Consider the following 13,201-nt stretch of genomic DNA (forward strand, 5'->3'; position numbering starts at 1 on the left):
CCGTCCCACTGAAATTGAACTTGGCTCGGCGACAACTAGGGAACGGATGTCGCCCCTGCGAGATTTATACGTTCCACTCCATGGGGCGCGACAAGTATTTTCCCCCCATCTCGCACACGATCGGCGTGCGCAAGGGCTTCGTTGATGTTCTCGATCGAATACACGCGTTCAATATCAACTCGCAGTCCGTGCATGATTCGTCGGGAGAGCTCCTGGTAAATTGCCGCGACATCATCCTCACGTTTCCTATCGAGAAATCTCCCGAGCAGAAAGCCGGTGAATGTCAAGCCCCGATAGACCAACTGTGCAGGCGACAGCACAATACTCTCCCTCGACACTGAGCCGTAAATGCATACGGCACCTCCGTCAGCGACGCACGACGCGATACGATTTGTTGCCGATCCGGCCACAGCATCGATTCCCAAGGCAATTGAGGCGTTGTTCGTCAGTTCCTTGACTGAGGACGCCAGATCCTCGCTGTCCGTCAGGCAGACATTGACGCCAAGACCGAGTAGTTGCTCGCGCACCTCGTCGCGCCGAACAACATTCACGGTGTTGATCCCCCTCTCCTTAGCGAAAGTGATGATCATCCGGCCAACTGCGGAATTGGCTGCATTCTGAATAATCCAATCCCCACGGTCGAGCTTCACCACTTCAGAAAGGAGCAGATGGGCAGTGGGCGGATTGATACGCATCATCGCCGCCTGCGCGATGTCAATTTCCCTTGGAAGCACAATTATCCGGTTAGCCTTGACAAGACGACGTTGCGTCCAGTTTTCTCGATCGAGATTGATGACGAGGTCACCCACGGAAATGTGCCGGACCGAACTCCCGACCGCGACGACTTCCCCTACGCATTCCGCGCCTGGAACCGCGGGCAATTCCGGCTTCAATCTGTATCGTCCCCAGCAGAACGATATGTCTGCGGGGTTGATAGGGAACGCCAGCACATCGAATAGGACTTCGTCTTCGCCGGGGCGAGCGATATCCGGAGCCTCGATGCAGTGGACGTACCTCTGCGGATCGCCATACTGCGCAACGACAACAGTCTTCATGATGTTTGTGGTCTCGATTCGAGCTGTCAGATCAGTAGGTCTTGGGCAGATACGTGCCACTGACTTCTTCCGCAATGCTTCCAAAAATCGTTCCCATCATTTCGCGAGTCGACAATCCAGCCATCGGATGGAGTGCCTCCAGCTCGGTGAGAATGGCCGGTGGGCAGTCCGGCAAGGCGAATCCATCGATATGTGCCCACTTCTGAATTTGATTCAGAAACCGCGGTGTCACAATGCCAGCCGGTGCATTGTTGACGGGATCGCGCATCGCTTCGGAAAGAGAAACGAAGGTGACGCCAGATTCGGCAAACCGATCGAGTATCTCTGGCAAACATTCGGCGGCGAGGGGGGTTCCGTGAATCAACCAGATGTGAGGAAAGTCTCTTGAGAACACCCGCCTTGCGGCAGAGGCGTGGTTCGCCAACTGCGTTAGGGCCGTCTGCACGAACTGCTTCTTGATGAGTTCGACCGCCACCCGATCACCGTGCATCGACGCGCGGTAATGTGGTGCAAGAAACTCAGTGTCATAGAACCACGACGTAATCGGTACGGTCTGATATCCGCGCTTGACCAGATAACGATGCACGGCGTCGTGCTTCTGCTGCGAATCGCCCCAATTGTCCATTGCGTATCGAAAGTACTTCGCCGGCGAACAGGACAGCCATGGCCCGGCAAACGCCTCGGTTTGCTCGATATCGCCGATATACTGCTCTGCGGGGATCCAGTTAAGACTGGCGTGATAGTGCGTATGATTGGCAATGAAGTGCCCCGCCTCGATCCACGCGTCCAGAAGCTTGAATAGCGCGGGATTTCCAACGCAGGGCGAAGTGCACGAGAATGCATATACGCCGCTAATGTCATGACGACGAAATGCTTCGATCAGGGCTCGCGTTACCACTGCCGGACTAAACCCCGGAGCCCATCGGGTTTGCTTCCAGAGGAAGAGATCGTCTACGGTAACCGCAAGCCTGATGGGCTCCATTGTTCCGACCCTCGAATGATTTTGTTGAGCAGGCGGCCATCCCCTGAGTTGTCTGGGGATGGTCAGGTCGCGACGAACGCTTCAGTGTTGGCTCACGGCTTCCGCCCCGAGCCCGGTCTCAGCGCGAACGGTCTGCAGATCGAAGGCTTGTCTCGCATGAACGGCCGCCGCGCTGTGGTCCAGTTTCGAAACGACATAAATCACGAGAAACGCAAGCGGCATTGAGAACAGCGCCGAATGGTCGTAAGGAAAGATTGCGTGAGGATGCCCAAGCACCGACTTCCACACCGCGGGCGACAGAATCACCATCCCCACTGACGAGAAGAGTCCCACGAAGCCGCCCCACATGACCCCGCGACTCGTAGCGCCTCGCCAGTACATGGAGGTGACCAATGGTGGGAAGTTGGCTGAAGCCGCCACGTTGAACGCCAATGAAACGAGAAATGCCACGTTCTGGCCACGAAAAGTGATACCCAGTAGCACTGCAACAATGCCGATGACAATGGTCACTTTCCGCGTCAAGCGAACTTCTGCTTCGCCGGTAACGTGCGAGTTCCTGCGCAACACGTTAACGTAGATGTCATGAGAGATCGACGAAGCACCCGCGAGCGCCAGGCCCGACACAACAGCCAGAATCGTCGCAAACATGACGGCAGCGAGGAATCCGAGCAACGGATCGCCTCCCAAAGCCGTGGCGAGATGCAGGGCCACCATGTTGCCTCCGCCAAGCAATTTCCCACCGACTTTCCCGCCCTCGAAGAAGCGTCCGTCTGTGCTCACAATGACTATGCTGGCCAGTCCGATCACGAACATGGCGACAAACATGTAGCCGATGCAACTCGCCGCCACAAGAACACTTTTACGCGCTTCACGTGCATTCGGTACCGTAAAGAAGCGCATCAGAATGTGGGGCATCCCGCACAATCCGAATACGGTAGCCAACGACAAGGAAATCGATGAAATCGGATCGGAGAACAGCGTGCCGGGCCCCATGATCGCAGCACCATTAGCATGGACGCTAACCGCGCTCTCCGCGAGACGCTCAAAGTCAAAATTGAAGTGTGCGAGTGCAAGGACCATCAAAAGCGTCGCGCCAAAGATGATAAGGATGGCTTTGATCAGCTGCACCCAGGTCGTCGCTATCATCCCTCCGAATGTCACGTAGATAATCATCAATATGCCGACTGAAATGACGGCGTAGTTGTACCTCAGGCCGAACATCAACTGAACGAGCTCGCCCGCGCCGACCATTTGGACGATAAGGTAGAAGAAGACCACCGTAAGAGAGCCGATCGCAGCCATCCATCGCACGCCAACGTGATCGAGACGATAAGCAATGATGTCGACAAGCGTGTATCGCCCAAGATTTCTACCTCGCTCAGCCATTAGCAACAGCATCACGGGCCACCCGATGAAGAAACCGATGCAATACAAAAATCCATCATAGCCGCGCGCATAGACGAGACTGACCACGCCTAGCATCGTGGCTGCGGATAGATAGTCGCCCGCTACAGCCAGTCCGTTTTGCAGCCCGCTGATCCCTCCCCCTGCAGAAAAGAAGTCCTTCGCAGTAGCTGTGCGTCTGGCGGCCCACCACGTGATAGCGAAAGTGATGCAGATGAATACAAGAAATATGCCGATGGCTGCAAGATCCAACGGCTTCCCGCCGCCCTGTTGCGAAGCGACAGCTTGGCGCGAGAGCAACATGAATCCCAGAGCGGTTGCCGGTACCGTGCGGGACTTCGGATGGCTAAGAATCATCGCGCCACCTCATTGACGAGAACGGCGCTCAGCCGATCAAACGTGCCATTTGCCATGTACACGTAAATCCAGGTAATGGCCCAGCCCAGAACGATAATCCCGACGGCCAGAACCACGCCGATGGTTGTGGCCTCGCCTGGTTCTACCGGCATGCGCAGGATTTGAGGGAAGAAAGCGACCAACGCGATCAAGACGAAATTTGCAATGAGGCCGACTGACATCAGCAAGCGCACGACCTTCGCCCGTCGCGTTACGAGCTCCTTAAAAAGCATGTGCTGACTAATACGTTCAGTGACGTCGGGACTATCCATAATGTGTCTCCTCCTGGGCTGCACGGCCCCAAGGCCGCCGACCGGTTGTACTGCTATTGGGGGGCTACAGGTTGCTAGCGTTTATACGGACTTTCCGCGCGAGATCGATTTCGCCAATCCCTCCTTGCGTCGTTGCTGGAACGATTCGGAGAGATGGCTCAGTTGGTGGGCGTCAAAATGGGCCGTCATGGCAGCCTTCAAGCCCTGCATGTCGAGTCCGCGATTGATGGAGCGCTTCACGAGCATGATCGCGAACGCGTCGCCGGCTGCAATTTTCTGTGCGAGTTCCATCGTTACGCCGCGAAGTGCGTCGCGCGGTACGACGCGATTGACCATGCCGACTTGGGCGGCGTCATCCGCGCACATCTTTGCGCCGGTGAAGAGAAATTCTTTGGCCTTGCGAGCCCCCATCACCCACGGATGGATCATCACCTCAACGCCTGCGGTGCCGAGGCTTTGGCAGACCGGGTCGGAAAAGAACGCGTCACTGGACGCGATAACCAGATCGCACATGTTCGCCACCATGAAGCCACCGGCGACACAGGCGCCCTGAACCTCAGCGATTGTCGGCTTGGGACAGTCGAGAATTCTCAATGCGTAATCGAAGTAATAACGCGTCTCGTAAGCCCATCGTTGTTCGACCGTAAAGTCTGCACGTTTGAGCGCGGCTTCCTTTAGATCATGGCCGGCGGAGAAGTGCTCCCCTTCGCCGGCAAGAACAATTACCTTGACCGTGGTGTCGTCGGTGGCACGGCGTACAGCGGAATCGAGTTCGTCGAGCAATGCTTGGCTCTCGGCGTTTCGGGCTTGCGGGCGGTTGTGTGAAATTCTTGCAACTCCCGCCTCGACGGTGTAAAGAACATTTTCATATGCGATTTCAGTCATCAATGGCATCCTTCCGGTTAATTGGTTTTGCTCGAGTGACGTTTGCGGGCCATCGCGCTTTAGTTCAGAAACAATCGGTCAGGATCGAGATGGCGCGCCAGATCCAATTCTTCGTCGGTGGGTTCTGGCTCCAGGATCGGCGCGGAGCACGGCTTTACGGCCCATGTACACTCGTGTAACGCCTCGCTAACGAGCGCTTCAATGTCTAGGCCGTTGCGTGCCTGAACCCGAGTCAAGACGAAATCGGCGGCACTGTGCGGGCGTTCGAAGACTGCCCATGGCGTCACGACTGTCAAGACAGCACGTCCGGGCGTTGTAATGAAGCTGGCTGATTGGACCAGGCGTTTTGACGAGTGAGCAATTGTGACGAGAATCTCGCGTGCGCCACTCCCGATATCGTTTGCGCCACCAGACCCCGTAAGCAACATCCCGGGCAGTTCGCTACTGTTCAGATTCCCCCGCGCGTCTACCTCTGCAGCACCCAGTACGCCGAATGCTCGGTTCTGCGCACCGCCCGTCAGCAGACCGAGCGTCAACTGGGTATCGCTTAGCATCGAGCTGCCCGCCATATTCCGATAGTTGAAAAGGAACGGATCCCCGGGCGACGGAACGTATCCGAACATTCCCGATTCGACCATGAGCGGTAAGTGCTTACCCGATTGGCCAAGCTGAATGGCGGCCATCCAGGCGGCAAGCGACGAAATGCCAAGCCCAGCAAGAAGTGCGGACGGCTCGCTGCCGGTCAAGCGATCACGAAGCACTCGGGCCGCAAGAACCACATGCTTTTCCGCTTCGGTGGCCACGCTGCCGTATGAGCGAGCGCGCTCCGACACCCGCTCGACTTGCCATCCGTCATTCGACGTGCGCCCCTGCAGCGCCTGAATGCGCCGATTGCCCAGTTTTTCGAGGTAGTCGTTATGGTCACGGCAATCGAGGATCCACCCCTTCGTCCATTCAAGCAGCGTGTCCAATGTCCTGCCCGCGCGGCGCAGATCGGTGAGCATCTCGTAATCGTCCGTGTACCCGGAGAGCTCAGGAATCGGTGCGCTCGGCAGGGAATTCGGGTGGCCGCCGAGTGGCACATGACACACTGCCGAAACCGCATAGGCGGGTACTCGCACATGTTCGGGGTAGCGCCGCAGAAATTCGCCACTGACGATGTGATCGACCGTTGCAATGACCGCCCGTCCAGCGCAGAAGGCGGCCCATACGCCGTCATAAAGGGGAGGACAGATCAGGATGTTGCCGTCGTCGTCGGCGGCCAATCCGTGAATGAAGGTCACATCAGGCGATAACGGTGCAACCACCTGTGCGTCCCCCTCCTCGAAGGGATTCTTGACGGGCGACGTCGCATTGATCGCCGCGAGGCGCTTACCCATGTCACTACCGACAAGCGAGCGCGTCGGCATGAACGGCAAGCCCAAGGCGGCGGCCATCAGCCGATGCGACAGGGTCAACAATGACCAATTCTCAAAGGTCACGCGACCGCTTTTCGCCGCCTCGACATAAAGGGGGTGTGGCGCCGGAGTCGGATAAGTCATTGCGTGAATGGACGTGATCACGTGCTTGACAAGCCCCCCCGCAATCATCGGGGCATGTTGGTTGGCCACTGCGGGCGCTACCAGCGTAAACTCCGGATCCATGTTCCAAAACTGCCGAATTACCTCGAACATCGCCGCATTTGGACGTGCCATCGAGCCGCCGAAGTAGAGGGTGTCCTTCTCACGAACGTGAGCGGCAACCGCTTCCGGAAGACTCATGAAACGCGCCACTCCAACTCTCGCGCGCGACAGCGCACGCCAGCGTGCTGCAATATCGAACGCGCTCATATCAGTTTGCATTGAACAGGCTCCGCCGAAGGATGGGCTTCTTGACCTTCCCCGCGCCGGTTCTCGGAATCTGGTCATGAGATAAGGTGCGGACGGCTTCCGGCCACTTGAACTTCGAGAGCTTGCCGTCGCAGAACGTCTGAATCTCCGTGAGATCGAACTCGCGTCCATCCTGACGTGGAACTAGCACCGCGAGCACGATCTCGCCGAGGACGTCATGCGGCTGTGCCAATGCAATGGCCTCTCGTACCTCGGGATGCGTCGCGAGGCACTCCTCAACCTCGAGGCTCGAAATGTTCTCCCCACCGCGCCGAATAATCGACTTGAGTCGGTCCACGAAGTAAAAGCGTCCGGCCCTGTCGCGAAATGCCAGATCGCCCGTGTGAAACCAGCCGTCGTGTACGGCGTCCTGCGTCTCGGCAGCGTTATTGAGGTAACCAGCGAAGCCCTGGCCAAACCGGGCGACGATTTCTCCCACCTCTTCAGGCTCACATTCGCGGCGCGTCGTGATGTCGACAACCTGCAGGTCGATCCCCGGTACTGGCGCCCCCATGCAGGCGTATGAGAAGGGATTGTCTTCCGCGATGAAGTTCGTCAGCGTTCCGAAGGTTTCGGTCATGCCGTAGCCGTCGATGACTGGACAGCCCCAGCGCGCCTGGAGCGCGCCGCGGCGCGGTGAGGAGCCGGCGCCAAACACAAATCGCAATCCTCCGAGCGCAAGTCGTTCGTCTGCGCTAACCGCCTGCTGTTGCAAAATGTAGAGAATCGTCGCCATCGTCCAGAGCACCGTAGGTCGGCTGCGGGCGGCCTGCTCCCAGAAACGGGACGCGCTGAAGCGACGTGCCAGTATCAGCGTGCCCGCCGACATCAAGGTCAGGGACATGCCCCAGTTGAGTGCGGCGCTATGACTAAGTGGCGTAACCAGCATGATCCGGTCGCGTTCCCAAGTCTTGAGGCACTCCACATATCCGGAGATGGCACGCACCACCGCGCCGTGAGTCTGCAAACCGGCTTTGTGTGCGCCGCCCGTCGTGCCGGAAGTGAATGTCGCCGCCAGGCCATCGTGCTCGTCGATGTCCGCGTGCCGCGGCAGGGAGGGGCCGATCGGGACGAGCGTATCGTTCGTCATATCGGTCACGCCAGCAACAGAGACTCCAGAAGTCGCTTCGTGAAACTCACGGGCCATCGTGGCGAAGTCTTCACCGTGAATGAGGTAATTCGCGCCAACGCTCTCCAGCATGCTCACGAGCTCCGACAGCGTCAGTGCCGGATGCAAGCCGACGCAAACCGCTCCGATCTTTTGGCACGCCAGGTACGTCACGACCCAGTCTGGCGAGTTGTGCATCAATAGCGCGAGGATGGATTTCCTACCGACGCCCAATTCCTTCAGTTCCCGTGCGCGAGCGCTAGCAAATTGATTTGCTTGCGCATAGGTCAGATGAATGTCGGAGCGGTCCACTTCGGCAACAAAGTGCAGGAAAGGACGGTCGGGGGCACTTTGGGCGGTGCGCTCGAAATAATCGATTAACAACATGATGGATAGTCCGGTAGCTCAACCTGTCAGACTGTGCGGAAATCACGCCCTTCTCGCACCGCCTGGTAGAGACGCTCATTTGCCTCGGGCGTTGCAAGCGTGTCGACAAAAAGGGCGCGTTCTTTCTGAAGGCCTTCTTGGAGCGAGGTTTCACTTGCCTGATGAATGAGTCTCTTGCCGTGTGCGATCGCGGTTGGCGAAAGCTTGTCGAACCTCTTCGCCCATTCCAGTGTCAAGTCGAGTACCGGGCCCGAGCTCACCTCATGCACCAGCCCGACTGCGAGCGCTTCCGCGGGCGACAGGCGCCTTCCGAACAACACTAGCTCGAGCGCGCGGGCCGCGCCCACAGTTCGTGCAAGTCGTTGCGTCCCGCCAGCGCCCGGCACAAGTCCGACAAGAATCTCAGGCTGCCCCAGCAGGTAATTGCCGCTCTCGGCTATTCGAAAGTCACAGGCGAGCGCAAGCTCGCAACCGAACCCCATTGCGTTGCCATTGATCGCTGCGATCACCGGCTTTGCAGAGTCCTCAATGCGCCGGAAAAGGACATCCATCTCGCGCTCGGGTGTGTGCGCGTGTTCGGTATACCGATCGCCACGTCGGGTCAGTTTGCGGCTCAAGGCCTCAAGTTCTGCTAACTCGTAATGCTGGATAAACACACCGGCATCCGCGCCGGTGAAGATGACCGTTCGCACAAGCGGATCGCGCTCAGCAGCACGAAACGCGCGCAGAAGCTCGCCGACAAGTTCATGCGTCATGTATCCGTGAGGTGGATTGGAGACTGTGATCACGGCTGCGCTGCCGTAGGATCGGGTGCGAACTTCACTCATTAGACGCCTCGTGATGGGAAACATAGAAGCGATAATATGACAGAGCGCTCGCTCTGCAAACAATTTTTTAAGAGCGAGCGCTCTATAATGTCGATGACGGCACAGGTTGGTAAGCCTTGACCTATGGGGCATCGCGACCATTTGCCGGAACGACGGCAGGGTCCTGGTTAGGGTATGTCCCGATGGGGCCAAGACAATCCGCATGGCGCAAAACGGCGCTAAACACTCACAGGAAGCAGAACACAGATGTCAAAAACTGGAATGCCACGACGGGAAGAATTTCTGGAGGCGGCCTTGAAGCGTTTCTCACGCTATGGATACGTGGCGACATCCACGCGAGAACTCTGTGCCGATCTAGGCATCGTCCCTTCAGCGATCTACAACTACTTCCCGTCGAAAGAGGCCGTTATCCTTGCAATCGAGGACAGAGAGATGTCACAGATGCTCAGTGAACTTGAGGCCATTGATCGAGAGCTTCGGGAGGATGTCAAAGGCCGACTTGTCAGCGTCGTCAAGTATGTAACGGCTCAGGCCATCATTCGCCGAGAGTCGTGGCGATTGATGGCCGAGATGCTCCGGTCGTTGAAGCCCGAAAATCGAACGCGAGTGATTGCTCGGCGCGACGCCGTGGAGAAGATTGTGCGAGGGACGCTTGCCGATGCGGTTCGTGAAAAGTTGATTCCGCCGCAAGACGTCAAGCTCGCGTGCCTGCAACTTTTCAGCATGGCGGAAGGCATGTCAGGTTGGTATCAGGAGGCGGGACAGTACAGCGCAGAGCAGATCTCGTCGCATGCGGCCGAGTTCTTCTTGCGCGCAGTCGGTTGGGATCGCGCCCACACGGAAGTTTGTGGAAAGCGGAAGCGCACGCGTGGCATTTAACGATGTATCTACGATTGGTGTGTGTGCGGTCAGTTGTCCACCGCTTGGTGCGCGAAACACCACAGCCGCTGTCGGTGCCGCACGTCATCACCGAAGTGTGGTCGATGGACTTCATGCATGATCAGCTCGTTGACGGGCGCAGCATTCTGGCGCTGAATTTGATTGATGATTTCACCCGCGAGGCGCTGGGCATTGAGGTGGATTTATCGCTGCCGTCCGAGCGGGTGATTCGCACGCTGAAGCAGCACGTCTAATGGCGCGGCAAGCCGAAGGGGATTCGTTGTGACAACGCCCGGAATACCTGAGTGCGGCCATTGTGAGGTGGACGCAGAAGCAAGGCATAAGGCTGAAATACGTCGAGCCGGGCATGCCCCATGCATAACGCGTATATCGAACGGTTCAAGCGGACCGCTCGATACGAATGGCGCTCGCAATTTCTGTGGGAACACCTGGAGCATGTTCGGCAGGCGCATATCTTCACCAAGGCTCCAATGCACGGCCAAGATATTTCGGCGTTTCCTGATTTTCGGACTTCGGGTCCGACGCCCCCCCCTTCGGATAGTACGGCTCAATTGCCGTGAACAATCGCGACCACGGCACGAGCTACTCCATCTCGTCAAGGAAACGCTGATGCCGAGTCATTCGCTTATTGTCTGCACCGCCCGCTTCCAAATCGCCGATTTGTCGCGCCATCGTCGTGGGCCCCTGCTGTAAACCATCGCGACAACCGCTTCGGACACGTCTCCGGTCACCGCTGTGCCAAGAAATCAGCGTTTCCTGACGTCTGGACGTCAATACTCGTCGAACAGGCTCTGCATGCGCTCGCGCGGCACGCCCGCCTGCAACGCCAGCATCAGCAAGACACGCGCCTTGAACGGATGCAGGTTGCCCGCGCTCACGAAGCCATACTGATCGTCGGGCGCCGCGCCGTTGTGCATGACATGTCCGCTACCTACCCGCGCGGCGCGCACGACCGTCACGCCGCGCTGCACCGCCTCGGCCAGCGCCTGTTGCAGCAATGAATGCAGAGAGCCGTTGCCCGTGCCCGCGACCACGATGCCCTGCACGCCGGCTTCCACCAGCGCGTCGACGGCGATCCGCGACACCCCCGCATAACTCGACACCACTTCCACCGCCGGCAATTCGCCCGAAAGTCCAACGAACTCGCTTTCGACGGTGTGGTACTGCAACGCCGCGCGTTGATACGCCACGCGCTCGTCCTGCACCCAGCCAAGCACGCCGATCTCCGGCGAGTGAAACGCATCGACCTTGTAGGTGCTCGTCTTGATGACGTCGCGCGCGCAATGAATCTGGTTGTTGATGGCGACCATCACGCCGCGCCCGGCCGAAATCGGGTCGGTGGCCACGCGCACGGCGTTGAGCAGGTTGAGCGGGCCGTCAGCCGAGAGCGCCGTCGCGGGCCGCATCGCCGCGGTCAGCACCACCGGCTTGCGACTGTTGACCGTCAGATGCAGGTAGTACGCTGTTTCTTCAAGCGTATCGGTGCCATGGGTAATCACCGCACCGGACACATCGGGCTGCGAAAGCAACGCGTTCACGCGCGCGGCCAGCTTCTGCCACAGCGCCACGCTCATGTCCTTGCTATCGATCTGCGCGACCTGCTCCGCGTGGATATGCGCAACGCTGCCCAGCGCCGGAACCGCCGCGAGCAAGTCCTGGACACCAAGCGCCCCGGCTTGATAAGCGGCGGTACGCGTAGCGTCCGACGCGCTGCCCGCGATCGTGCCGCCCGTGGCGAGCAACGCAATGCGCGGCAGATCGCCCGATGACACCGTGTAGTGGGGAATCGGATTGAATGAGGTCGAAGTCATGGCAGTAATTGTATCCAATACTGCCCGGCTTCCCAATCGCTGAAAATATGGATCCCGCCGCGTTGAACGGGATCGCGGCCGGGTCACGGCCGACGGGCAGCGGCGCGCCTGACAACACCGGACGACACCAGGCAACGCCCGGCGCCGCTTGAGCATGCCCCCCATGCGGTCCGGCGCGACGACACATCAGGCCGCGAAGTCGAGTGCTCCGCGCAGCTGCGTCGAAATGTCCTGCTCCTTGAGCGCCGGGGCGAGCATTTCGATGAAGCGGTACGCATACGAGCGCAGGAACGCACCGCGACGCAAGCCGATGCGCGTCGTGCTCGGCTCGAACGCGTTGTCGAGTTCCAGCACCACCAGTTCCTGGTCCTTGCGCGGATCGACGGCCATCGCCGCCACGATCCCCACGCCCAATCCCAGCTCGACGTAAGTCTTGATCACGTCCGTATCGAGCGCAGTGAGCACAATGTCCGGCACCAGGCCCTGGTCCGAGAACGCCTTGTCCACGTGCGAGCGCCCCGTAAAGTCGCCGTCATAGGTGATGATCGGATAGTCGGCTATCTCCGCCAGCGTGACGCCCGCTCGCCCGACGAGCGGATGATCCTTCGGCACGACGGCGACGTGATGCCACGAATAGCACGGGAACGTGACGATATCGGGAAAGCGATCAAGCGCCTCGGTCGTGATGCCGATGTCGGCCTCGCCGTCGATCACCATCTGTGCGATCTGACGCGGGCTGCCCTGCCGCAACGCCAGTTGCACCTTTGGGAACACGCTCGTGAATTGCTTGACGACCTGCGGCAGCGCATAGCGCGCCTGCGTGTGGGTCGTCGCCAGCACGAGATGGCCGCTGTCCTGATCCGCGAACTGACGCGCCACACGGCGCAGGTTGTCGGCGTCGAGCAACATGCGCTCGATCAGTTGCAGCACGGCCTTGCCGGGCTCGGTGAGCCCCGTGAGCCGCTTGCCGCGACGCACGAAGACATTCACGCCCAGTTCGTCTTCGAGATCCTTGATCTGCTTGCTCACCCCCGACTGCGACGTGTATAGCGCACTGGCGGCTTCCGTCAGGTTGAGGTTCTGCCGAACGGCTTCGCGCACGTAGCGCAATTGCTGAAAATTCATGAGGGAACTCCACCCTGTTGCTTGTCGGTCCGCGACGTCTTGTTCGCGACGTCCTGTTCGTGAGGTCCTGTTCGTGACGCCGTGTTTGCTATGTCGTGTTTGCTACGCCTTGTTCGCTACGCCTTGTCCGCTCGTCGGTTAGATCGTCTGTCAAGTCGTTAGGCGTGACGCCCCCCAGGTC

At 58.9% G+C, this 13,201-nt stretch carries 11 protein-coding genes and 2 pseudogenes; 2 read left to right on the forward strand and 11 right to left on the reverse strand.

The features are described 5' to 3' along the window. Window positions 1-35 precede the first annotated feature (35 nt). The 8 genes from PSO31014_RS17080 to PSO31014_RS17115 form a co-directional block, all read right to left on the reverse strand. Entirely contained in the window at window positions 36-1,055 is a 1,020-nt protein-coding gene (locus PSO31014_RS17080) for a zinc-dependent alcohol dehydrogenase family protein (protein WP_150552712.1), read from the reverse strand. Window positions 1,056-1,086: 31 nt separating this feature from the next. Then, window positions 1,087-2,037 carry a polysaccharide deacetylase family protein gene (locus PSO31014_RS17085; RefSeq protein ID WP_150552713.1) on the reverse strand — a complete coding sequence of 317 codons (951 nt, stop codon included), beginning with the start codon at window positions 2,035-2,037 and terminating at the stop codon, window positions 1,087-1,089. A gap of 81 nt (window positions 2,038-2,118) precedes the next feature. Beyond that, a complete protein-coding gene (actP, locus tag PSO31014_RS17090; protein WP_150552778.1) occupies window positions 2,119-3,744 on the reverse strand; it encodes a cation/acetate symporter ActP in 1,626 nt (541 codons plus the stop codon). 50 nt (window positions 3,745-3,794) lie between these two features. Beyond that, entirely contained in the window at window positions 3,795-4,109 is a 315-nt protein-coding gene (locus PSO31014_RS17095) for a DUF485 domain-containing protein (protein ID WP_150552714.1), read from the reverse strand. Window positions 4,110-4,190: 81 nt separating this feature from the next. Further along, window positions 4,191-4,994, reverse strand: coding sequence for an enoyl-CoA hydratase (locus PSO31014_RS17100; protein ID WP_150552715.1), 804 nt, complete (start codon window positions 4,992-4,994; stop codon window positions 4,191-4,193). A gap of 59 nt (window positions 4,995-5,053) precedes the next feature. Next, a complete protein-coding gene (locus PSO31014_RS17105) occupies window positions 5,054-6,835 on the reverse strand; it encodes a CoA-transferase (RefSeq protein WP_174976550.1) in 1,782 nt (593 codons plus the stop codon). Continuing rightward, window positions 6,825-8,357, reverse strand: a complete 1,533-nt coding sequence (locus tag PSO31014_RS17110; protein ID WP_150552717.1) for a class I adenylate-forming enzyme family protein — start codon at window positions 8,355-8,357, stop codon at window positions 6,825-6,827. The genes PSO31014_RS17105 and PSO31014_RS17110 overlap by 11 nt, the downstream gene beginning before the upstream one ends. Window positions 8,358-8,383: 26 nt before the next feature. Further along, window positions 8,384-9,184: an enoyl-CoA hydratase/isomerase family protein gene (locus PSO31014_RS17115; RefSeq protein ID WP_174976551.1), complete on the reverse strand. Its 801-nt coding sequence runs from the start codon at window positions 9,182-9,184 to the stop codon at window positions 8,384-8,386. Between the two features lie 246 nt (window positions 9,185-9,430). Between PSO31014_RS17115 and PSO31014_RS17120 the strand changes: the two genes are divergently transcribed. Beyond that, a complete protein-coding gene (locus PSO31014_RS17120) occupies window positions 9,431-10,063 on the forward strand; it encodes a TetR/AcrR family transcriptional regulator (protein WP_150552719.1) in 633 nt (210 codons plus the stop codon). 41 nt (window positions 10,064-10,104) lie between these two features. Further along, a pseudogene (locus PSO31014_RS22725) lies at window positions 10,105-10,527 on the forward strand (DDE-type integrase/transposase/recombinase); the annotation flags it as partial. 70 nt (window positions 10,528-10,597) lie between these two features. Here PSO31014_RS22725 and PSO31014_RS22970 read toward each other — a convergent pair. The 3 genes and pseudogenes from PSO31014_RS22970 to PSO31014_RS17145 form a co-directional block, all read right to left on the reverse strand. Beyond that, window positions 10,598-10,756 (reverse strand): annotated as a pseudogene (locus PSO31014_RS22970) (IS5/IS1182 family transposase); the annotation flags it as partial. 98 nt (window positions 10,757-10,854) lie between these two features. Next, window positions 10,855-11,895, reverse strand: coding sequence for an asparaginase (locus PSO31014_RS17140; RefSeq protein ID WP_150552722.1), 1,041 nt, complete (start codon window positions 11,893-11,895; stop codon window positions 10,855-10,857). A gap of 186 nt (window positions 11,896-12,081) precedes the next feature. Continuing rightward, a complete protein-coding gene (locus PSO31014_RS17145; RefSeq protein ID WP_150552723.1) occupies window positions 12,082-13,020 on the reverse strand; it encodes a CysB family HTH-type transcriptional regulator in 939 nt (312 codons plus the stop codon). Between the last annotated feature and the right edge of the window lie 181 nt (window positions 13,021-13,201).

This window comes from Pandoraea soli, assembly GCF_902459595.1.
Classification (GTDB): Bacteria; Pseudomonadota; Gammaproteobacteria; order Burkholderiales; family Burkholderiaceae; genus Pandoraea; species Pandoraea cepalis.